General features: G+C 69.6%; 17 protein-coding genes. 4 read left to right on the top strand and 13 right to left on the bottom strand.

What is annotated here, in order from left to right; translation table 11 throughout:
• Positions 1-24 precede the first annotated feature (24 nt).
• Entirely contained in the window at positions 25-978 is a 954-nt protein-coding gene (locus tag FE633_RS18500; RefSeq protein ID WP_138046267.1) for a GlxA family transcriptional regulator, read from the bottom strand.
• Between the two features lie 198 nt (positions 979-1,176).
• Here FE633_RS18500 and FE633_RS18505 point away from each other — a divergent pair, with 198 nt between their 5' ends.
• Positions 1,177-1,677 (top strand): DUF2269 family protein, encoded by a 501-nt coding sequence (locus FE633_RS18505; protein ID WP_138046268.1) that lies wholly within the window; start codon positions 1,177-1,179, stop codon positions 1,675-1,677.
• An 18-nt stretch (positions 1,678-1,695) separates the two neighbouring features.
• Here the strand turns inward: FE633_RS18505 and FE633_RS18510 are convergent, their stop codons facing one another.
• The 7 genes from FE633_RS18510 to FE633_RS18540 all read right to left on the bottom strand — a co-directional run bounded on the left by FE633_RS18510 (position 1,696) and on the right by FE633_RS18540 (position 10,738).
• The gene (locus FE633_RS18510) at positions 1,696-2,520 is read right to left on the bottom strand and encodes an intradiol ring-cleavage dioxygenase (protein WP_138046269.1); all 825 of its coding nucleotides are present in this window, start codon (positions 2,518-2,520) and stop codon (positions 1,696-1,698) included.
• 130 nt (positions 2,521-2,650) lie between these two features.
• Entirely contained in the window at positions 2,651-2,824 is a 174-nt protein-coding gene (locus FE633_RS47315; RefSeq protein WP_171060013.1) for a hypothetical protein, read from the bottom strand.
• Positions 2,825-2,885: 61 nt separating this feature from the next.
• Positions 2,886-7,382, bottom strand: a complete 4,497-nt coding sequence (locus FE633_RS18515; protein WP_171060014.1) for a golvesin C-terminal-like domain-containing protein — start codon at positions 7,380-7,382, stop codon at positions 2,886-2,888.
• Positions 7,383-7,584: 202 nt separating this feature from the next.
• Positions 7,585-7,899 (bottom strand): hypothetical protein, encoded by a 315-nt coding sequence (locus FE633_RS18525; RefSeq protein WP_138046272.1) that lies wholly within the window; start codon positions 7,897-7,899, stop codon positions 7,585-7,587.
• A gap of 360 nt (positions 7,900-8,259) precedes the next feature.
• Complete coding sequence (locus FE633_RS18530; protein ID WP_246113691.1) at positions 8,260-8,796, bottom strand: hypothetical protein; 537 nt, start codon at positions 8,794-8,796, stop codon at positions 8,260-8,262.
• A 403-nt stretch (positions 8,797-9,199) separates the two neighbouring features.
• Positions 9,200-9,658, bottom strand: a complete 459-nt coding sequence (locus tag FE633_RS18535; protein ID WP_138046273.1) for a hypothetical protein — start codon at positions 9,656-9,658, stop codon at positions 9,200-9,202.
• 72 nt (positions 9,659-9,730) lie between these two features.
• Entirely contained in the window at positions 9,731-10,738 is a 1,008-nt protein-coding gene (locus FE633_RS18540) for a GlxA family transcriptional regulator (RefSeq protein WP_246113692.1), read from the bottom strand.
• A 71-nt stretch (positions 10,739-10,809) separates the two neighbouring features.
• Here FE633_RS18540 and FE633_RS18545 point away from each other — a divergent pair, with 71 nt between their 5' ends.
• Positions 10,810-12,132 carry an MFS transporter gene (locus tag FE633_RS18545; protein WP_138046275.1) on the top strand — a complete coding sequence of 441 codons (1,323 nt, stop codon included), beginning with the start codon at positions 10,810-10,812 and terminating at the stop codon, positions 12,130-12,132.
• Positions 12,133-12,268: 136 nt separating this feature from the next.
• Here the strand turns inward: FE633_RS18545 and FE633_RS18555 are convergent, their stop codons facing one another.
• The gene (locus FE633_RS18555; RefSeq protein WP_171060015.1) at positions 12,269-13,615 is read right to left on the bottom strand and encodes a DUF445 domain-containing protein; all 1,347 of its coding nucleotides are present in this window, start codon (positions 13,613-13,615) and stop codon (positions 12,269-12,271) included.
• A gap of 207 nt (positions 13,616-13,822) precedes the next feature.
• On the opposite strand from FE633_RS18555, the gene FE633_RS18560 reads away from it, so the two are divergent.
• Entirely contained in the window at positions 13,823-15,142 is a 1,320-nt protein-coding gene (locus tag FE633_RS18560; RefSeq protein ID WP_138046277.1) for an SGNH/GDSL hydrolase family protein, read from the top strand.
• A gap of 111 nt (positions 15,143-15,253) precedes the next feature.
• On the opposite strand, the gene FE633_RS18565 is transcribed toward FE633_RS18560, so the two are convergent.
• From FE633_RS18565 to FE633_RS18580, 4 genes are read right to left on the bottom strand one after another with little or no spacing between them, the layout of a single operon-like run.
• Positions 15,254-16,153, bottom strand: a complete 900-nt coding sequence (locus FE633_RS18565) for a DUF1707 SHOCT-like domain-containing protein (protein WP_138046278.1) — start codon at positions 16,151-16,153, stop codon at positions 15,254-15,256.
• Positions 16,154-16,163: 10 nt separating this feature from the next.
• A complete protein-coding gene (locus FE633_RS18570; protein ID WP_246113693.1) occupies positions 16,164-17,165 on the bottom strand; it encodes an ABC transporter ATP-binding protein in 1,002 nt (333 codons plus the stop codon).
• A 12-nt stretch (positions 17,166-17,177) separates the two neighbouring features.
• A complete protein-coding gene (locus FE633_RS18575) occupies positions 17,178-17,954 on the bottom strand; it encodes an ABC transporter permease (protein WP_138046304.1) in 777 nt (258 codons plus the stop codon).
• A gap of 37 nt (positions 17,955-17,991) precedes the next feature.
• Positions 17,992-18,792, bottom strand: coding sequence for an ABC transporter permease (locus FE633_RS18580; RefSeq protein WP_138046279.1), 801 nt, complete (start codon positions 18,790-18,792; stop codon positions 17,992-17,994).
• Between the two features lie 211 nt (positions 18,793-19,003).
• Between FE633_RS18580 and FE633_RS18585 the strand changes: the two genes are divergently transcribed.
• Positions 19,004-21,478, top strand: a complete 2,475-nt coding sequence (locus FE633_RS18585) for a transglycosylase domain-containing protein (RefSeq protein ID WP_138046280.1) — start codon at positions 19,004-19,006, stop codon at positions 21,476-21,478.
• The last annotated feature ends 112 nt before the right edge of the window (positions 21,479-21,590 follow it).

Consider the following 21,590-nt stretch of genomic DNA (forward strand, 5'->3'; position numbering starts at 1 on the left):
CCACTCACCCACTCGCCCCCTCGGTCAGTCCGCGGTCGCGCCCTGAAAAGCCCTCCGGTACGCCTGTGGGCTCGTACCCACCACCCGCTTGAAGCGGTCCCGGAACGCCGTCGGGGAGCCGAAGCCCGCCTGCGCGGCTATCCGTTCGACCGGGTGCGCGGTGGTCTCCAGGAGGTGCTGGGCACGGCGGACCCGTGCCCGGTGGAGCCATTGCAGGGGCGTGGTGCCGGTCTGTTCGCGGAAGCGGCGGTTGAGGGTGCGGGCGCTGGTGCCGGCCTGGGCGGCGATGTCGTCCAGGGTCAGCTCGTGCTCGGCGTTCTCCTCCAGCCAGCGCAGCAGGGGTTCCATCGTGGCGCCGGCCGGGGCCGGAGGCTGCGCGTGGATGATGAACTGGGCCTGCCCGCCCTCCCGTTCCAGGGGCATGACCGAGAGGCGGGCCGCGTCCGCGGCGACGGCTGAGCCGTAGTCCTTGCGGATCATGTGCAGACACATGTCGAGCGCGGCGGCGGAGCCCGCCGAGGTGAGGAACTGGCCGTTGTCCACGTAGAGGACGTTGGGGTCGACCGTCACGGCCGGATACATGTCCGCCAGATACGGGGCGGCGATCCAGTGGGTGGTCGCCCGCAGCCCGTCCAGGAGGCCGGTCGCGGCGAAGATGAACGCGCCGACGCAGACGGAGGCGATACGGGTGCCGTTCGCGGCGGCCGCGCGCAACGCCTCCGCCACACCGGGCGGCAGCGGGACGCTGGGCTCGGCCACGCCGGGCAGGATGATCGTGTCGGCGTCGGCCAGGGCCTCCAGACCGTACGGCGCCCGCAGCCTGAACGAGATCGCGCCCACCTCCTCCTCCGCCGCGCAGACCCGCACCCGGTAGGCGTCCCGGCCGTCCGGCAGCCGGGCGCGCGAGAACGTGTCGATCGGTGCGGAGAGGTCGAAGGGGATGACCTGGTCCAGGGCGAGTACGGCCACGGTGTGCATGGCGAAAGAGTAGGCAGGGAACGGATTCTGGCCAACGGGCGGTGGTCGGCCGCGGCTGGTTCAAAGCCAGGTGATCCACGACCGCCGTGTGGCGAAAAGCTATGGCGAGAAGCTATGGCGAGACCCTGGCGAGAATCCGTTGACCTCTGGCAATACCGCCACTTCTGGCGCGGTCCCGTCGCCGCCTACCGTCCCTTCGTGACCAAGTTCCTTCTCGCCGTTCACGTCATCGCCGCGATCATCGCCATCGGGCCCGTCACCGTGGCCGCCAGCATGTTCCCGCCCAGCGCGCGCCGTGCCCTCGCCGAGCCGCACGACCCGCGAGCGGTGGAGACCGTACGTCTGCTGCACCGGATCTGCCGGGTCTACGCCACCGTCGGCGTCGTCGTCCCCGTCTTCGGCTTCGCCACGGCCGGCAACATGGGCGTGCTCGGCGACGCTTGGCTGATCGTCTCCATCGCGCTGACCGCACTCGCGGCCGTCGTCCTCGTCGCCCTGGTCCTGCCCCGGCAGACCGCGCTGCTCGAAGGGGCGGAGGCGGGTGAGGGCGCCGAGGCCGGCAAGCGCCTCACCGTTCAAGCCGAGACCGGCCGGCGCCTTACCGCTCAACTGGCCATGTCCACAGGCATCTTCAACCTGCTCTGGGCCACCGTCACGATCCTCATGATCGTCCGCCCGGGTTCCACCACGGGCGCCTGACCCGACGACAGGGGCTCGTTACACCGGCACCGTGAGAGTGGCCGTGTACCCCTTCTCGACGCTGCCTTCCACCGTGGCCATCTGCTGGTCGTAGCCGTCGCTGAAGATGTTGTCGGTGTCCAGGGACAGCTGACTCAGGTTCTGGACACTGCTCTCGTAGCCGTCCGTCGCGTACACGATGTCGCAGACCTTCTCCGGGAGGGCGAGTTGCGAAGTGGACGTGTTGGACGTGGCGTTGGTGGCGTCCTCGAGGCTGCCGTAGACCTCGAAGTGGATGTGGGGCCATCGTCCGCTGTAACAGGCCGGGAAGATGCTGGTGAACGTGACCTGGCCCTTGGCGTCGGTCTCCTGGACGCCTCGCAGGTAGTTCTCCTCGGTGACGCCCTCGGAGTAGAGGGAGTAGTTGCCGTCCCGGTCGCAGTGCCAGAGGTAGACCGACGCGCCCTCCTTCGGGGTGCCGCAGCCCGAGGCGGCGTCGACGACGGTGAGGGTGACGGTCAGCGCAACGCCTTCCGCCTTCCCGCTCGCGGAGCCGAAGCTGGAGGTGATGTCCTTGCGGACGACGCCGGATTCCTTGAGGACGTTCACGCCGTTGGAGCCGTCACCGGGGTACGGGCCGGCCGTCTCGCCCGGGATGGTTTCGCAGCTCGCGTCGGAGGTTCCCGAGGACGACGAGGATGAGGAACTGGACGAGGAAGACGACGCGGTGTCCGAGTCCTCGCCCGAGCAACCCACCAGGGGCACCAAGGACGCGCCGGCCAGCAGCCGGATCATCTTGCGGCGACGCAGGGTGGGCAGGTCGAAGGAGAGACCCCTGTCGTGGTCGTGGATTTCCTCGCTCATGGCTGCTCACCCTTGTTCTCTCTGTGTCGCCCGCTGGATTGCGAGTGACACTAAGGGCGCTCGCTGTGGAGCATCCACGAGAACCCTGTGAGGTTCCTGAGCCAGGGCCCCCGTACGCCTACAAGGTGGCTCAGGGAGTCACGAAGGCGACGAACAAGGCGAGGGGCAGGAACACGGTGCCGGCGGCCATCAGCCAGCCCACCTTCCATGACGTCTTGTCACCGACTTTGACGCACAGCAGCGTCACCAGACCGAGATAGAGAAACAGCGGCAATCCGACGATGACGCTCGCGCCAGACCCCATGGTGGATTCCTTTCCGTGCGGTACCGGGGCCGCCGTGCGGCGGCCCCGGTGTGGTGCGGTCTTACGGCGTGATGTTCTCGGCGAAACGAGCGGTCGGGTCGTCGCAGTGCGCGACATCGCCCGGACGTTCACCCGGGCCGTCACCGATGACCGGAACGGGCGCGTTGATCCCCCAGGGGTTGCCGCCGCTGCCCCGCTCGGTGGCACTGCACGTTCCGTACGCGTGGCCGTTGCCGACTGGGAGGTTGGAGAAGTTCTTCCAGTCTCCCAGCTTGATCCTGCTGTTCGACGGACGGCCGAGGTTGTCGGTCATCTTGTCGTCGATGTAGAGGTACAGGTCCGGCATGTAGCTCTGGTAGACGATGCCGTTGGCCGGGACCGCGTCACGGTTGTCGCTCTTGTGCGTCGGCTTGACGCTGCCGTCCGCACAGAACGCGGCCGCGATGTCCTGCCAGATCGGCGGAGCGTTGCCGATCATGCTGCCGAAGGCGTTGTTGCTGCCGTCGTTCTTGAAGAACATCGAGTAGACCTCCCCGGCGAAGTTCCGGACACCGATGTTGGTCTCCGTATTCCCCTTCACCTTGTCCACCCACGCCTTGACATTGTTGTTGACGTGCTTGTTCGCGACCATCGGCCGGTAGCCGTGGACTCCGCCGCCGACGGCACGGAAGTCCACGCACGTGCTGTCCGAGTTCACGCGCGCGCCCCGCAGGTGCGGGAAGTACGCCTGGCCCGGGGTGTCACCGTCCGTGTACGGGTGCACGCGCTGATCGCGGCCGAACTCGAGAGCGTCGTACGTGGTGTAGTCGATGTTCGGCGCCGTGATCCCGTAGTCCGACTCGATCGCCTTCATGATGTTGGTCACGAAGTGCGGCAGGTGGGCGTTGCCGACGCGGACCCGGTAGCCCGCCGACTCGCTTCCGGAGACGATCTTCCCGGTGGAGTTGTCGACGATGAAGCTCACGTCGACCTCACTCTTGATCTTGTAGCTGTTGTCCCCCTTCAGTGCGACGCTCGCGGGCTGCGACGAGTCCGGCCGCTGGTTGGACATGGCCATCCAGACCGGGATCGACATGGCGGGCGCCGAGCCGTCCGACCGTGGCGTCTGACCGCCGGCCTTGATGTCCTCGTACCACTTCTTGGCTGCGTCGTAGGTGTTCTGGCCACTGCACTCACCCACCGGTGTCACGGTGGGACAGCGGGCAGCGCCTGTGATGCCCATGACGTCGGCGTTGTTGGGGTTCTGCCAGAACGGACCCTTGTACGCCAGGCCCATGCCCCAGTCGTACAGCGTCTTCATGGTGCGCAGCGGTGTGTTCAGCTCCTCCGGCATGTCGGAGTTGAGGTTCTGGTTCGGGTCGAAGATCGCCGCGGCAGTCAGGCTCCGCTCGACGAACTTGCCGTTGATCGGCTCGACCGCGATCGCGTCGTAGGCGATGTCCTTGTCGCCGGTTCCGTCCGGGGTGATGGTCGACAGCGACACCTTGGGCTTGCCGTCGAACATGAACCCGCCGATGGACACCCACCGGTTCTTGCTGCCGTTCTGGTTCACCACCCGGGTCTTGACGCCCTTGGACGTGTGGACCTGGTACGCGGCGTACTTGGCCTGCGCCCCGTGGTCGGGCAGGTGGACCCAGATCTTCGCCGGTCCGTTGACGGCCTTGCCCAGCGTCCACGACCCGGTCATCTTCAGCCGCTGCCCCTTGGCGTCGTCCGCGCGGGTGTGGCCGAAGTAGAAGTGGCCGCCGAAGCCGGCGCCGAGCTGGTGCAGGTCGACCTTGGAGGGCCACACCTTGGAGATGGTCTGGCCGTCGTGGGCCAGGCCCGCCTCGCCCTCACCGAAGTCGATGCTGAAACTGCCCTCGTTGAGCCAGGCGGCGTTGGCGCAGCTCGGCCGGATCGACGGGGTGCCCTGGGGCACATCGTCGATGATCATCGCCTTGTCGGGCAGTCCGGTGCGCAGACAGGTGGGCGGGTAGGCCGTGCCGTCCGCCTGCTCGGCGTCGTAGTCGGGCGAGGTGAAGCGGAAGAACTCGTTGCCGCACTCGTAGGCGCAGTCCGTCTTCCACTGGACCGACTGGTTGAACCAGCACTTGAAGTCGGCGTGGGTACAGGGGCCTTGTCCGGCCTCGTTGCTCGCGCCGTCGCCGATCTTCGAGGGCTCGCACCAGTTGTACGGGCCGCAGAAGAGGTCCTCCGGCGGCTTCACGCGGGCGCGGTTGTACTTCGCGGAGCCCTTGATGGTGGCGTCCCCCTCGGTGCCGTTCCACCAGGCGGCGCGGAACGCGGGCACCATCGTGCCGGGTGACTCCAGGAACGCCGGCGGGTGCGCGGCGAAGCCGAGGACCTTCTCGGGGTAGGGCCAGTTCTGCGGGCGGGCGGCGGCGGAGGCGTCCTCATTGCCGAGGCGGTCCTCCATGAACGGCGTACGGCCCGCGTCCCACTCGGGGTTGGCGGGGTTGTTGGCCCAGCCGACGCCCCAGGGGCCGTTGCCGTTGACGTTCTCGTAGAAGCCGCTGTTGTAGGCCCACAGCGCGAAGAACCAGTTCTCCAGACGGTTGGGGTTGCCGTCGTGGACGGCGAGCCCGGCCTTCTTGGTCGTGTTCCACTTGTCGACCAGGATCTGCAGGCCGGCCGCGACGTTGGCCGCGTAGTCCAGGGCGACGGCGCGCTGCTTCTGATAGTCCCAGGCGGTGCCGCCCTTGCCGTGCTCACGTCCGGCCAGCCGCATGTGGTCGGTGACCTGGGTGATGCCGTAGCCGCAGTCGGCGTCCGACCAGTCGACGTCCCAGTCGTTGTCGGTGTTGCCGTCGTAGTAGTCGATGCCGTAGTAGTTCCCGATCAGCGGGCTGCCGGTCACGCCGGGCACCGCGGAGCGGTTGGCCTGCCACATGTTCGACTCCTGCGCGGTGATGCCGAGCATCACCTGCGCGGGAACGCGGCCGCCGCCTTCGAGCGCCGGGTTGGTGAAGAGGGTCTGCGGCGCGTAGGCGGGCATACCCAGGTACTTCCAGTTCGCCGGGCGTGAGGCACCGAGGTTCAGCTTCCCGGTGATCGCCTTGTCGACGGCCCACTCGACCTGGCGCGGCTTGGGCTGCATCGCCTGGTTGCGCGGATCGTTGCGCGGCACGGAACAGGTGCGCTCCGACTCGACGATCTCGGTGCGGGTGCCGGCCACGTCGTCCGCGTCCGCGGGCGCGGCCAGGGGGCGCGTCCCGGCGGAGTTCGTCCGCATCCCGCCCGTACCGGACTTGCTCGCGCTCTTGGGCTTGCCCAGCAGGGGGGACGGGGTGCGGGAGGTCTCCCACTGCGGGGACTTGGCCTTGAGCGGGGTCACGGTGAAGTCGGCCCGCTCGCCGCTGGCGCGGACCGTCGCGGTGATGTCGACGACGCGCGCGTCGGTGGCCTTGTCGGGGTGCAGGTACTTCGGCGAGCCCTTGCCGTCCGCCCAGCGGGTGTGCTGGACGACGGTGGCGCCCTTGGTGGAGAGCGTGGCGTCCTTGCGGGTCCCGGCCAGCCGCGTGACCGCCTTCGGCAGGCTCTTCGCGGCCTTGACCTCACCGGTCAGGTAGACGTGCCCGCCACGCCGCGTCAGGCCGGTGGCGCCGAGCGGTCCCGAGCCCAGCCGCGACACCTTCTTGTCCGACACGCGGCGCACCAGCGCGGTCTCCCGCTGCCGGAGACTGTCACGCTGCACGCGCTCCAGGAAGACGTACCCTCCGTCGCTGTCCTTGCTGACGCGGTAGGGCACGGTGTCTGTCGTCGCGAGCTTCTTCTTGGCGCCCTTTCCGTCGATCTCGACGAGGGTGCGACCAGCGGCCGCGGCGATCTTCCCTCCGCCGGCCGGGACGGACGAGGTGATCTGGCCGTCCACCGTCACCGGGGCGCTCAGCTCGCCCGTGGCGGCGTCCAGACGGATCAGGCGGGTCTGCTTCTTGTCCTCCCCCGGAGACTGCGTCAGCACGGCCTCCTCACCGGTGCCGCAGCCGGGGTTGTAGTACGACAGCGACGCGTTGACCTTCAGCTTCGTCACCGCGCCGGTGGTCAGATCGACCACGGCCGTGAACCCGCCGCGCGCCATCAGGTTCGGGTTGTTGGTGAACGTGCGCGGTGCGTACACGACGACGGCGCGCTTGCCGGAGCCCGTCACGCACGCGTTGCCGATCCACTGGTCCGCGTCGAACCCGGGCTCGGCCAGGGAGGCCAGGGTCTTCCACGCATAACCGCTCTTCTCCGTCGCGGTCAGCAGATGGAAGCCCTGGGCGTCGCCGGTGGTGGTCCAGGCGATGTCGGTCGACTTCTTGTAGTCCTCACCGAGGACGTCGGTGCGCTCGCCCGCCGGGACCGAGTCCGGCGTGGGCTTCTCCGACTTCGCCGACCCCGCCGACCCCGCCGACGCCGCCGACGCCGCCGACCCCGCCGACGCCGCGGACGCCGCTGCGGCCTCGCTGCCCAGCGCGGGGGCGTCGGCCCAGGCGGTGCCCTGAACCAGCCCTGTCAGCATCCCGCCGGCCGCCAACACGGCCAGCGACGCCTGTGTTCGTCTTCGTAACCTCAACGTCTGTCCTTCTGACTGGAGAGTGTCCGTCGTACCTGTTTCGCGGCACGAGTCGACCCGCCCCGGCAGACACAGAGCCTCAAGACACAGAACCTCAAGGCACAGGGCATCGACGCACAGAGCATCGGGGCCAGGCATCGAGGCAAAGCGCCTTGTCGGGGCGGGAGTTGGAGAGATGGGGGGTGGGCAGGCCGGTGCCGGGCTATCGCGCGGTCGGCCGCCGTGTGATGTCAACGACCGTCGCCGTGGCCTCGGTTGGTACCGGAGCACCACCGCGGTCGGCGAAGAGCAGGCCGCCGCCCCCTTGCGCCTCGGGCGCGAGCCGGTCGGCCCGGAACTTCCCTTCGGCCGAGAATCCCCCGGGTCCGGTCACACGGACCGTCACCTCGTAGTCCGCCGGGCCGTCTCCGTGGTTGGTGATGGCCGCGGCGACCCAGACGCCCGACTGCTGCGGCGTCGCTTTCAGCCGTACGTCGCGAGCGACGGCTCCGAGCGAGCCGGGCTTGCCGGCGGCCACCGGATCAGCCGCCGCGTGCGCGGCCGGACTCTCCGGCGACTTACTGGAATCCGGCTTCCCGGAGGTGCTTCTCGCTCGGCCGGAGCGCGACGCCGACTCCGGCACCGCGGTCCCCCCGGGTGATGCGGGCGTCGCTCGCTTCGCGGGCGTCGCCGTGACCGCCGCCGCACTGGCTGAAGGCCTCGGCCCCGCCGTGGACCGCGCACGAGTCCCCTCGTTCCCCCTGTTCCCGTCGTCCCCCTCGTACCAGACGAAGGCCCAGGCGAGAACAGTGCCGAGGCACAAGGGCAGTACGACCGACAGGACCCGCACGCGCAGAGGCCGCCTTGTGCGGCGATGGTTCGTCATCAGGCGGCAGATCTAGTTGCAGGCACCGACGGTGATGACGCGGTCCACGACGACCCTGCCCGACATCTTCATGTACGAGTAGACCTCGCCGCAGTAGCCCTTGTTCTGACGGACGGGGCCCGCGTAGGTCGAGAAGGTGCCGAAGTCCTCGTCGTCCGCCGTGGCGGTGTAGTTGTCGCTGAGCCGGATGCCCATGGACTGCGCCGAGCCCGTCTCGTTGTGCAGAACACCGCAGGTCGGCTTGTCGTAGTAGTTCGGTCCGGTCGTGGTCCCGTTCGTGTACACGTACACGGTGGCGTAGCGACGCGCGTCGGGAAGACGCTCGGCGACGATGATCTTCGTGTACCCGGCGCCGCACACGGTGGCCGCGGCGGCCGCCGCCTGCGGATTGCTCTCCACGATGCTCTTGGTCTTCGCCGAGGCCTTGGCGGCCAACGTGACCTTCGCCGTCGGCCCGTCGACCGCCGACGCCTGCGGGGCGGCCAGACCGAAGGCCGACATCGCGACCGCGGCGACGGCACAAGCGGCCGATCTCTTGGTGATGGACATACGGATCCCCTCCCAGTACTGCACATACGGATGAGGGGGCAGCTCGGTCGACCCGAGCTCAACCCCCACTTCGCACAGGACATTTGAGTTCCCGTCAGCGAAGCCGTCACAACTTACGCACAGTTCCCACACAAAGGGAAAGGTCCACATCAATCAGGGAGAGGTGGACTGTAAAGCGCTTTCCATGATCCGTAGCGAGGAGTACTGAGCGGTAGTCAGAGATGTGCGGTTCTGTCGCATCTCCTCCCCGCGCGTTTCCTTACGGAAAGTGAATCCTGTGACTCCGGTCATATACGGAGCGGGATCCCCGTCATGGGCATCCCGCTCCGTCAGAGGGCTTCTATTTCCGGTCATTTGGCGAGTTTCTTCCCGTGCCGAAGGGAAGGTCGTGACGCGAACGGGCCTAGTGATGGGCGTAGATCAAGCCGTCCATCGAGTCGCCCGTGTCCTGGCGGAACCGGCGTGCCACCGACGTCGCGATCATCACCCCGGCCGCGATCAGCAGCGTACAGAACGCCCAGGTCAGGGACCACGGGGACGCGTCCGCTTCGGGGTGGGTGCGGAAGGAGACGTACATGAGCGTCGCCGGAGGTACCGCCACCAGCAGGAGCGGCCAGGCGAGGGCGTCCCGGCGGCCGAAATAGGCGGCCAGGAGGAGCAGGGTCACGGCGAGGAGCGCGACGCCGAGACCGGTCACCGGGGTCGTCTCGCTCGTGGAGCCCGGCGACTCGGCACGGTTGCGCAGGTCCCAGGGGAGGCAGAGGAGGTAGGCCGCCGCGGACAGGGCGGCGCCCAGCAGGCGCGTCAGCCAGCGCTCTGTCCAGGGGCGGTCCGAAAGGTGTCCCATCAGCTTCTCGGTCATGGGTTCGAGGGTTCCCTGACGCGTGCGGAGCCGACAGAGTACGCGTACTCAGATACACGTACTCAGATCCCCTCAGGTCCCCCTGGGTGGTACGGCGGAGCCGCGGAACGTCGCCCGGTACGCACCCGGCGACACCCCCAGCGCCGCCTGGAAGTGCTGCCGCAGGGACGCGCCGGTGCCGAAGCCCGCCTCCGCCGCGATACGGTCGACCGTGTGGTCGGTCTGTTCCAGCAGCTCACGGGCCCGGTCGACGCGACGCTGGGCGATCCACCGCATGGGCGTGAGGCCGGTCTCCTCGCGGAAGCGGCGGCTGTAGGTACGCACACTCATCGAGTCCCGCGCGGCCAGGTCGCGCAGGGTCAGCGGATCTCCCAGCCTGGCCAGCGCCCAGGCGCGTGAGGCCGAGGTGGCCGAGCCCGTCAACTGCCCGTCCGGAACCGGGCGTTGGATGTACTGCGCCTGCCCGCCCTCCCGGTGCGGCGGTACGACGGTACGGCGGGCCACGGCCGCGGCGACCGCCGAACCGTGGTCCCGGCGGATCATGTGCAGGCACAGATCGATGCCGGCCGCCTCCCCCGCCGAGGTCAGCACCCGGCCCTCGTCGACGTACAGGACGTCGGGGTCCACGGTCACCGCGGGGAAGGCGCGCGCGAAGAGGTCCGTCGACAGCCAGTGCGTGGTCGCCCGCAGGCCGTCCAGCAGCCCGGCCGCCCCGAGCACGAACGCGCCCGTGCAGATCGAGGCGATGCGCGCGTCACGAGCGGAATCCAGCGCCGCGGCCAGTCCCTCGTCCAGACCGCCGGGCTTCAGATCCTCGTCCTGCTCGTGCGTGGACGGGACGATCACCGTGTCGGCCGACGCAAGGGCCTGAGGTCCGTGCGGCGCGTAGATCGGGAAGTCCGCGTCCGTACGGATCATGCCGGGTGTGACGGCGCAGGTCAGGATCGTGTAGAGCGGCCTGCCCGACCGTGTGGTCGCGTTGCCGAACAGCTGGTGGGCCAGGCCCAGTTCCATCGGCAGGACCCCGTTCCGGACGAGGATCGCCACGCGGTGCGTCGCCTGCTCCCGGACACGGCTCATGGCCAAATTCTTGCACATCATGGCCATCTGGCCACTCGTTGCGGTGCCGCCGAAAGCGGAGGGTCGAGGTCATGACCAGTCACCGCCATCGCACCCCCTGGATCGTCGCTACCGCCGCCGCCCTCGCCATCGTCACCTCCGGCGCCTTCACCACCCTCGCCGGGCTGCTCGTCGGGCCGTTGCACGAGGAGTTCGGGTGGTCGCGGGGCACGATCGGGCTCGGAACGTTCGTGAGCATGGCGCTGTACGGGGCGACGGCGCCGTTCGCCGCCGCGCTGATGGACCGGTTCGGGATGCGGCGCGTCGCGGCCGGGGCGCTGGCGCTGGTCGCGACGGGTGCCGGGCTCGCCACGACGATGACGCTGTCCGCCCAGTTCGTCCTGTACTGGGGCGTGTTCGTGGGGCTCGGCACGGGTGCCACGGCGACGGCCTTCGCGGCCACGGTCACCGAGCGGTGGTTCGTGGCGCGGCGCGGCCTGGTGACGGGGCTGCTGACGGCGGCGAGCGTGGTGGGGCAGTTCGTGTTCCTGCCGATGCTGTCGGAGGTCATCGACGCACACGGCTGGCGGGCCGCCGCGCTCGCCCTGGCCGTGGCGGCCGCGGCCGCCCTGCCCCTCGTATGGCTGCTGATGCGGGACCATCCGGCGGACGTGCGGCAACTCCCTTATGGCGCGACGAAGTTCGTACCGAAGCCGGGACCCGTGCCCGGTGCCGTCCGGCGTGCGTTCCGGGTCCTCGCCGACTCCGCGCGCACGGCGCCCTTCTGGCTCCTCACCGGCACGTTCGCCGTCTGCGGAGCCTCCACCAACGGCGTCATGTGGACCCACTTCGCGCCCGCCGCACACGACCACGGGATGTCGGTGACCGTCGCCGCCTCGCTGCTGTCGCTCATCGGGATCTTCAACGTCGCCGGGACGGTCGCCTCCGGCCTGCTGACCGACCGCGTCGACGCGCGCCGGCTCCTCGCCACGTACTACGCCCTGCGCGGCCTCACCCTCGTCGCGCTCCCGCTGCTCCTCACCGCGACCGTCGGGCCGCCCCTCGTCACCTTCGTCATCGTCTTCGGGCTGCTCGACGTGGCGACGGTCCCGCCGACCCTCGCGCTGTGCCGCGCGCACTACGGACCCGACGCGCCCGTGGTGTTCGGCTGGGTCAGCGCCGCCCACCAACTGGGCGCCGGGCTGGTCGCGTTCCTCGGCGGCACGGCCCGGGACGCCTTCGGGTCGTACGACTTCGTGTGGGTGGCGGCGGGAGCGCTGTGCGCGATGGGGGCGCTGATGGCGCTCACGATCAAGTGGCCGGAGCGCGCGGGGAAGCTTCAGAAGGCCCCGAAGCCATCGACGCCGCCGTCAGCGGGCGTGCGATGCCCTCCAGCGAGCGGCGCTCGGCCCTGATCGCGAAGGCCACCGCGACGAGGCCCGCCGCGCACATCAGGGTGGCGCCGACCTGGAAGGCGAGGACGGTGTCGGCGACGACGCCCGACAGCCGGTCCAAGCGGGCGGGGACGGCGGGTCCCCGGAGGAGGGCCGGTTACGCCCCCAGCGCCCGCGACACCGTGTAGATGACCAGTCCCGCCAGGGAGCCCACCACCGTGCCGTTGATCCGGATGAACTGCAGGTCTCGGCCGATGTGCGCCTCGATCTTCCTGGTGGTGTGCTCCGGGTCCCAGCCCGCGACCGTGTCCGTGATGAGGGAGGTGATCTCGTCCCGGTACGTCGTCACGACGTACACGGCCGCGCCCTCGACCCAGCCGTCGACCTTCGCCTGGATCTTCGGCTCTGTGGACATCCGCGCGCCGAGCGAGAGCAGCGACGCCCGTACCCGCAGCCTCAGTTCACTGCGCTCGTCTTCGGCGGCGGCCACGATCATCTGCCGTACGGCGGACCAGGCGGAGGCGATGAGGTCCTGCACCTCGCCGCGGCCGAGGACGTCGCGCTTGAGGTTCTCCACGCGCGTGCGGGTGTCGGTGTCGGACTGGAGGTCGGAGGCGAAGTCGGTGAGGAAGCGGTCGAGGGCGCCGCGGGCCGGGTGGGCGGGCATGTCGCGCATCTCGCTGACGAAGCGCAGCAGCTCCTTGTAGACGCGCTCGCCGACCTTCCTGTCGACGTACCGCGGGGTCCAGCCGGGGGCGCCGCCCGTCACCGCGTCCATCACCTGGTCGTTGTGGAGCACCAGCCAGTTGTGGGCGCGTACGCAGATCAGGTCGACGGCCCGTTTGTGGCCGCCGTCCGCGACGATCTTCTCCAGCATCTTTCCGATGCCGGGCGCGATCTCCTGGGCGTCGGCGCGCCGGTTGATGGCCTCGCCGACGACGGCCTGCACGTCGGAGTCGCGCAGCACGGCGAGGGCGCCCCTGAGGGCGGTGGCCAGTTCCGCCGTCACCCGGTCGGCGTGCTCCGGATGGGCCAGCCAGGTGCCGAGGCGGCTGCCGATGCCGACGGTGTGCAGCCGCTGCCGTACGACTTCCTTCGAGAGGAAGTTCTCGCCGACGAACTCTCCCAGGGAGATGCCGAGCTGGTCCTTCTTAGTCGGGATGATCGCGGTGTGCGGGATGGGCAGGCCGAGGGGGCGGCGGAAGAGGGCAGTGACGGCGAACCAGTCGGCCAGCGCGCCGACCATGCCCGCCTCGGCGGCCGCCGCGACATAGCCCGCCCAGGCTCCCGCTCCGGAGTTGCCGGCGAGCTTGGCGAGGACGTAGACGACCGCGACCAGGAGCAGGAGTCCGGTGGCGGTGATCTTCATGCGGCGGACCCCGCGGCGCTTCTCCTCGTCCGCGGGGCTGTAGTAGCCCATGGCACGGTTACCGGCGGCGACCGGCCGGGCATGCTGCTCTACAACATCCACTTCGCCCATTTCATCCGCTTTCGTGCTTTCCATCCACTCCACCTGTCCGCATATCCCGTACCCATTGTCCCTTTCCTACTTCTTTCCTGACTGACTCGTGGAACGGAACAGGAGTTCCCTGCGTCTGTCCGGTCGGGGGAGTTCAAGGGGGTCCTGTCGGGTTCCTCCCGCGTCATACCCCATCATGGGGTCATCACATCGGAGCCTCGGGCTCCCACTGCTCGAGGAGACATGCACCGCATGACCAGGCGTCACGGTTATGCCCTGCTTTCCGCGATCGTCGCGATGATCGTGGCTATCTGCGCCGCCATATACGTCGGAGTCGCGTCCGACGACGGCGATGCCCGGAACACGCTGGCCAGCGGCAGCACACCGCACAACTCGGCGGCGCCCGCGTCCGCCGGCGTCTGGGTCGGCGCCTGGTCGGCGTCGCCCGTCGGGGCCGAGCCCGGCACCGAGACGAACGGCATGGCGGGCCGCTCGGTACGCAACGTCGTGCACGCGGGCGTGGGGGGCGCCGCGGCACGCATCACGCTCTCGAACCTGTACGGACAGCAGCCGCTCAACATCACACACGCGTCGATCGCCGTGGCCGCCTCCGCGAACAACGCCACCGCTGCCACCGACACCATGCGCCGCCTCACCTTCGGCGGCAGCACCTCGGTGATCGTCCCGGCCGGCCAGCAGGTGGTCAGCGATGCCGTGCGGGTGCTGATCCCGCATGACACGGACATCCTGGTGACCACGTACTCGCCCACGTCGTCGGGTTCCGTCACCTACCACCCGCAGGCGCGGCAGATCTCCTACGCCGCGGAGGGCGACCGTACGGAGGACCTGAGCGGGGCCGCGTACACCGAGCAGACGCCGTACTGGCGCTATCTGACGGCGGTGGACGTGCTGAGCCACGAGTCCGAGGGCACGGTCGTCGTGATCGGCGACTCGCTCACCGATGGCGTGAGCTCCACCACGGGCGAGAACCGGCGCTGGACGGACGTCCTCACCGACCGGCTGCGCGAGAACCGCAGCGCGCCCCGCTACAGCGTGGTCAACCAGGGCATCAGCGGCAACCGCGTCCTGGCCAGCGGCATCGGCCGTCCCGCCGAGAACCCGAGCGGCCTGACCCGCTTCGACCGCGACGTCCTCGGCCGCACCAACGTCAAGGCCGTCGTCGTCGTACTCGGGGTCAACGACATCCTGCGCACCCCGCACCAGACCGACGCCAACATGATCACGGCCGGGCTGCGCGCCCTGAAGCAGCAGGCCCACGCCCGCGGCCTGCGCGTCATCGGCGCGACCCTCATGCCCTTCCAGGGCCACCGCGGCTTCCAGCCCGACCTCGAGGCCACCCGCCAGGCCGTCAACGCCCAGATCCGCTCGGGCAAGGTCTTCGACGACTACGTCGACTTCGACAAGGCCCTCCGCGACCCCTACGACCCCCGCCGTCTCCGCTCCGAGTACGACTCGGGCGACCACCTCCACCCCAGCGACAAGGGGTACGAGCAGATGGCCGAGACCTTCGACCTGAGCGCACTGAAGGGGACGGCACCGGCTCAGCTGTGACGGGCGCGCCCGTCAGGGGCGCGGGGCTGTGACATTATGCGGCTCCGCCGCGTGGGCGCGACCAGCCACAAACGGCCCGCAGCTGACGTCGTACCGCACTACCCGCGGCGCTCAATCCCGGTCGCGGCGCTCCTCGCGTTCGTCGCGACGCGCTTGGCGGCGCGCGTCGCGCACCTCTCGGCGTTCGCGGTGCAGCCCCATGGCGTCGCGGTGAATGTCGTGCGCCTGGTCCAGAGCGTCCCGGTGGGCGGCGCGGCCCTCGGTCAGGGCCTCGCGCCGTCCAGCCTCCAGCTCCTCCTGGCGGGCAGCCCTCCGCTCCAGCTTCTCCTGGCGGCGCTCCTCCTTCTGGCGCTGCCGCTCGGCCCTGGTCAGCTTGCGTTCCACACCGACGCCGCCCCAGAAGGCGAAGCCCGTCACGATCACGCGGGGGGCGCCGGGCTCGCCGGGCACGCCCTCCTCGCGGTGGTCGAAGCCGCCCATGACGCCGAGGCCGCGCACGACGACCTCGACGCCGGGCGGTACGACGACCTGCATGCCGCCCATGATCGCGACGCAGTTGATGACGACCTCGCGGTCCACGAAGTCCGCCTCACGCAGATCGATGACGCCGCCGCCCCAGAACGCGAAGGAGTCGAACCGCTTCGGCACCCTCCAGCGCCCCTTGCGCTCGAACCCCGACATGATCGCGACGCCCCACTGGGACGAGGGCTCCCCGCCGACGATCCGGCCCGACCAGTCGCCGCCGGTCCCGGCGGGCTGCTTGATCATCGACACGGCGGGAGCCGGGGCGCCGGCCACGGGCAGATCGCGGGTGATCGGCACCAGCTCCCCGTACGTACGGGCCTTGTACGTCGCGTCGAGCCGTTCCCCGAACTCCTCCATGTCGAGGCGCCCCTCCGCGAGGGCGTCCCTCAGCACTTCGGCGACTCGTTCACGGTCGGCGTCCGAGGCCCGCAGTTCCGGGCTCGGGGATCCGGGAGGCGTCCCCCGGGAAGGCTCAGGATCCGTCATGTCATGAAGCCTACGAGGTTGCCTTCTCCGCGTACATGCGGCTGATGACCGCCTCGATGTCCGGTTCCCGCACCGACAGGTCCACCAGCGGATACTCGGCCGCGATCCGCGCCACGAGCGGCGCCGCCGACTCCGAGGCCGGGAAGGCGAGCCACTGCCGCGGCCCCTCCACCTTCACCACGCGCGCGAGGTCCACGTCGATGGGCGGTAGTTCCCGCTCCAGGTCCACCACCAGCGTCCGCTCGCTGTCACCGATCTCGTGCAGCCCGGTGAGCGAGCCGTCGTAGACCAGCCGCCCGTGGTCGATGACCATCACGCGGCGGCACAACTGCTCGATGTCCGAGAGGTCGTGGGTGGTGAGCAGCACCGTCGTCGAACGCTCCGCGTTCAGATCCCGCAGGAACTCCCGCACCTTGACCTTCGAGATCACATCGAGCCCGATCGTCGGCTCGTCGAGGTACAGCACCTCCGGATCGTGCAGCAGCGCCGCCGCGATGTCCCCGCGCATCCGCTGCCCGAGCGAGAGCTGACGGACGGGAACGTCCAACAGGGCGCCCAGTTCGAGGAGTTCGACACACCGGTCGAGGTTCTCGCGGTAACGGGCGTCCGGGATCCGGTACATGCGGTGCATCAGCCGGTACGAGTCGATCAGCGGAAGGTCCCACCACAGCGTCGTACGCTGCCCGAACACGACCCCGATCCGTCGCGCGAGGCGTGTGCGCTCGCGGGAGGGGTCGATGCCCGCGACTCGCAGCCGGCCGCCGCTCGGCGTCAGAATGCCCGTCAGCATCTTGATGGTGGTGGACTTCCCCGCGCCGTTCGGCCCGATGTAGCCGACCATCTCGCCGCGCGGCACGGTGAAGGAGATCGAGTCGACCGCCCGCACCTCGTGCCGCTCACTGCGCAGGAAGCCGGTCTTCTTCCGTACGTCGAAGACCTTCTCGATCCGGTCGAGACGAATGAACTCCCTGTCCGACGCGCTGTCCGTCTCGGCATCCAGTTCGGTGTCCACGAACCAACTCCCCTAACTACCCGTGCTCCGGTACGAACGAAGACCCACACGCCACGCCATCCCCGCGAGCGCGCAGCAGGCCACCGCCACCAGCGGCGGCAGAAAGGCGACCCACTCCGGCAGGTCGAGCGGATAGGGCCGCCCCAGCACGTAGGTGGCGGGCAGCCAGTTGATGAAGGCGAGCGGCAGCACGAAGGTCACTCCACGCACCAGCTCCGTCGCGAAGACCGTCGGCGGGTAGTTCAGCAGCGTCGTACCGCCGTACGTGAACGCGTTCTGCACCTCGGAGGCGTCCTGCGCCACGAACTGAAAGGCGGCCCCCGCCAGGAACACCGCGCAGAAGATCCCCGCACCGCTGACCAGTATCACCGGCATCAGCAGCAGCTTCAGCGGGGTCCAGTCGATGTCGACGGTGGCAATCGCGTACCCGAGCACCAGGGCACCCTGGGTGATCCGTCCCAGCCGTCGCAGACCGAACTGGTCGGCGGCCATCTGCGCGAGCACCGGCGCCGGGCGCACCAGCAGCGTGTCCAGCGTGCCGTCGCGCACCCGCCGCCCCAGCTTCTCCATCGAGCCGACCGCCAGGTCGGCGAGGCCGAACGCGGTGCCGGACAGGCCGTACAGGAAGGCGACTTCGGGCAGCGCGTAGCCGCCGAGCGCGTCGACGCTGGAGAACATCAGCAGGATCGCGACGAAGTCGAGTGCGGTCGCCGCGAAGTTCCCGAACGTGGTCATGGCGAAGGAGGCGCGGTACGCCATCGTGGAGCGGATCCACATCGCGGAGATCATGCGGTACGCCCGCAGCCCCTCGATCGCACGGCTCGTCTCAGCCACCCTGCACCACCACCCGCCGCGTCGCCATCGACTGCACCAGCCGCCCGGCCGCCAGCAGCGCCACCGCCCACGCAGCCTGGAAGGCGTACGTGCCGAGCAGGTCGGCGTGCCCCAACAGCACGTCCGCGGGCGCCTGCAGCAGCGACGACCACGGCAGAATCCGTACGATCTCGCCAACCACACCCGGGAACACGTTCAACGGCAGCACCATCCCCGAGCAGAACCAGCCGGTGATCATCGCCATCTGCGTCACGCCCGTGCCGTCCAGCAGCCAGAACGCGGTCAGCGCCACCAGGTACCGGATCCCGAAACTGACCATCATCGCGAGCAGGACCGCGACCAGGAACGCGGCCCAGGTCAGCGCGTCCGTGGGCAGCGCCAGATCGAAGACCAGCGCCCCGAACAGGAAGGGAATCACCCCGCGCCCGATCAGCTCGAACAGCGCTCGGCCCAAGTCCGCGGCCAGCCACCACAGCTGGAGATCGGCGGGCCGGTACAGGTCGACCGCTACGTCGCCCGTGCGAATCCGCTCCATCAACTCGCCCTCGACGCCCCCGCCACCGTTGGCCAGCGTCTTGAACAGCGACTGACCGATCCACACGTAAGTGACGGCCTGCGCCAGGTCGTACCCGCCCAGATGCGGCTTCTCGTCCCACAGCGCCGTGTATGCGTACACCAGGATCAGGCCGAAGACCGTGTTCGTGAACACCCCCGCCGCGGTCGCCGCCCGATAGGTCGCGTAGCGCCGGAATCCCCCCACCGCGACGGCCGCGTACAACCGCCCTGTCCCCACGACAGGCTCCCTTCAGCCGTTCCGAGCCAAAGCGCAGGAGCCTAGCCATGCGGGCACGCCTTGTGCCAGGCATTTTTCCGCGCGACGCGTGCCACACGACACGTGCCACATGTCGGGAACGGAACGCGGAATGCGACAGTCTTCAAGGGGGACGCAGAACGCGTACGAGGCGTACGACAACGTATGAGGCGAAACGGGAGTCCGGCACGACATGAACGACCAGCCGCAGCCGCAGCAGCCGAGCGAGGGCTGGGCACCGCGGGAACCCGGACCGGAACCCGGCCCCCGACCGGAACTCACGGTGACGCTCACGGCGACACCGGACGAGCGGGGTGCGCTGGGCGAGCCGGGCGAGAGGCCCGTGAATCCCAAGAACCCCAAGCGCCCCAAGCGCACCGGCTGGCGCCGTCTCGTCCCGACCTGGCGGATGGTGCTCGGCAGCTTCCTCTGCGGGCTCCTGCTGCTGATCGGCCTCTTCGCGCTCGGCTACCTCCTCGTCGAGATCCCGCCGGCGAACGCGGCCGCGACCAAGCAGAGCAACGTCTACCTGTACGCGGACGGCAGCCAGCTCGCCCGTGACGGCGAGGTCAACCGGGAGAACGTGACGCTCGCCCAGATCGACAAGGACACCCAGCACGCGGTGCTCGCCGCCGAGGACCGGGACTTCTACTCCGAGTCGGCCGTCGACCCGAAGGCGATGATCCGCGCCGCGTGGAACACCGCCACCGGCAAGGGCAAGCAGTCCGGTTCGACGATCACCCAGCAGTACGTGAAGAACTACTACCTGGCGCAGGAGCAGACGGTCACGCGGAAGGTGAAGGAGTTCTTCATCTCCATCAAGCTCGACCGCGAGGTGAGCAAGGGCCACATCCTCGAGGGCTATCTGAACACCAGCTACTTCGGCCGCAACGCCTACGGCATCCAGTCCGCCGCCCAGGCCTACTACGGCACCGACGCCAAGGACCTCACGGCCGCCGAGGGCGCGTACCTCGCGGCGCTGCTCAACGCCCCGAGCGAGTACGACGTGATCGCGCACCCCGAGAACAAGCCCGCGGCCATGGAGCGCTGGAACTACGTACTCGACGGCATGGTCAAGAAGAAGTGGCTGAGCCCCTCGGAGCGGGCCGGCCTCAAATTCCCGACACCCGACGAGGCCAAGGGCTCGGCCGGGATGTCCGGGCAGCGCGGCTATCTCGTGCAGGCCGTCAAGGACTACCTGACCGGCAGCGAGATCATCGACGAGGACACCCTCGCCACCGGCGGCTACCGCATCACCACGACGATCCAGAAGGACAAGCAGGACGCCTTCATCAAGGCCGTCGACGACCAGGTGATGGACCAGCTCGACAAGAAGAACCGCAAGATCGACCGGAACGTCCGCGCGGGCGGCGTCTCCATCGACCCGGCCACCGGCAAGGTCGTCGCGATGTACGGCGGCATCGACTACACGAAGCAGTACGTCAACAACGCCACGCGCCGCGACTATCAGGTCGGCTCCACCTTCAAGCCGTTCGTGTTCACCTCCGCCGTGCAGAACGGCTCGACCACGCAGGACGGCCGCCCCATCACGCCGAACACCGTCTACGACGGCACGAACAAGCGGCCCGTGGAGGGCTGGGACGGCGGCGCGTACGCGCCCGAGAACGAGGACAACGCCTCGTACGGCCCGATCTCGGTCCGCGAGGCCACCGACAGCTCCGTGAACTCGGTGTACGCGCAGATGGCCGTGGACGTCGGCGGCGAGAACGTCCGGCAGACGGCGCTGAATCTGGGCATCCCGTCCGCCACCCCCGACCTGAACGCCTCCCCCTCCATCGCGCTCGGGCCGGCCACCGCCAGTGTCCTCGACATGGCGGAGGCGTACGCGACGCTCGCGAACCACGGCAGGCACGGGGCGTACACGCTCGTCTCGGAGATCACCAAGGACGGCACGCGGGGCGCCGTCGACCTGCCCTCGCGGGACACCAACGTCAGGCAGGCCGTCAGCCGCGAGGCCGCCGACACCACGACGTCCATCCTCCAGAGCGTCGTGGACGGCGGCACCGGCACGGCGGCGCAGGCCGCGGGCCGTCCCGCGGCGGGCAAGACCGGCACCGCGGAGGAGGACAAGGCGGCCTGGTTCGCCGGCTACACCCCGAACCTCGCCACCGTCGTCGCCATCATGGGCCAGGACCCGGAGTCGGGCGCCCACACCCCGCTGTACGACGCGCTCGGCCAGACCCGCATCAACGGCGGCGGCTACCCGGCGCAGATCTGGGCCCAGTACACCAGGGACGCCCTCGAGGGCACCGAGGTCCAGGACTTCGACCTGTTGCTGCAGGAGGGCGCGGAGGTGCCGGAGCTCCCGACGGACGTACCCACCTTTGCTCCGCCGGGCATGGGCGGCCAGGACGACGGCGGCGCGACCGACGACGAGACGCCCGACGACGGCACGACCACCGGCGCCGAGGAGACCCCGGGCCTGCCTCCGGAGCAGACGCCGGGACAGACACCGGGACAGACACCGGGCCAGACGCCGGGGCAGCCCGATGACGGCACGACGGACGGGGGGACCACGACGGGCGGCGGCACGACCGACGGAGGTACGTCGACCACGGGCGGCGACGAAACGACGACCACGGGCGGCGGCACGGCGGACGGCGGCGGAACCGCGGGCCTGGCGGAGGGAGGCGGGCCCGTCAGGTAGCGGGGCCCGGTCCACGGCAGACGGGCCGGACGAAAGCAGACGAGAGGGGCTGGTGACTGCCGTCACCAGCCCCTCTTGCGGATGTCTGCGTCTGCGTCTGCGCTACGCCTAC

Origin of the sequence: Streptomyces montanus (assembly GCF_005786655.1) — a bacterium.
Classification (GTDB): Bacteria; Actinomycetota; Actinomycetes; order Streptomycetales; family Streptomycetaceae; genus Streptomyces; species Streptomyces sporangiiformans.

What these genes read in the sequence shown, in the direction of transcription:
- FE633_RS18500 (WP_138046267.1), bottom strand. Translation starts at nt 978, where the DNA reads ATGCACACCGTGGCCGTACTCGCCCTGGACCAGGTCATCCCCTTCGAC.
- FE633_RS18510 (WP_138046269.1), bottom strand. Translation starts at nt 2,520, where the DNA reads ATGAGCGAGGAAATCCACGACCACGACAGGGGTCTCTCCTTCGACCTG.
- FE633_RS47315 (WP_171060013.1), bottom strand. Translation starts at nt 2,824, where the DNA reads ATGGGGTCTGGCGCGAGCGTCATCGTCGGATTGCCGCTGTTTCTCTAT.
- FE633_RS18530 (WP_246113691.1), bottom strand. Translation starts at nt 8,796, where the DNA reads ATGTCCATCACCAAGAGATCGGCCGCTTGTGCCGTCGCCGCGGTCGCG.
- FE633_RS18535 (WP_138046273.1), bottom strand. Translation starts at nt 9,658, where the DNA reads ATGACCGAGAAGCTGATGGGACACCTTTCGGACCGCCCCTGGACAGAG.
- FE633_RS18540 (WP_246113692.1), bottom strand. Translation starts at nt 10,738, where the DNA reads ATGAGCCGTGTCCGGGAGCAGGCGACGCACCGCGTGGCGATCCTCGTC.
- FE633_RS18545 (WP_138046275.1), top strand. Translation starts at nt 10,810, where the DNA reads ATGACCAGTCACCGCCATCGCACCCCCTGGATCGTCGCTACCGCCGCC.
- FE633_RS18555 (WP_171060015.1), bottom strand. Translation starts at nt 13,615, where the DNA reads ATGGAAAGCACGAAAGCGGATGAAATGGGCGAAGTGGATGTTGTAGAG.
- FE633_RS18560 (WP_138046277.1), top strand. Translation starts at nt 13,823, where the DNA reads ATGACCAGGCGTCACGGTTATGCCCTGCTTTCCGCGATCGTCGCGATG.
- FE633_RS18565 (WP_138046278.1), bottom strand. Translation starts at nt 16,153, where the DNA reads ATGACGGATCCTGAGCCTTCCCGGGGGACGCCTCCCGGATCCCCGAGC.
- FE633_RS18575 (WP_138046304.1), bottom strand. Translation starts at nt 17,954, where the DNA reads ATGATCTCCGCGATGTGGATCCGCTCCACGATGGCGTACCGCGCCTCC.
- FE633_RS18585 (WP_138046280.1), top strand. Translation starts at nt 19,004, where the DNA reads ATGAACGACCAGCCGCAGCCGCAGCAGCCGAGCGAGGGCTGGGCACCG.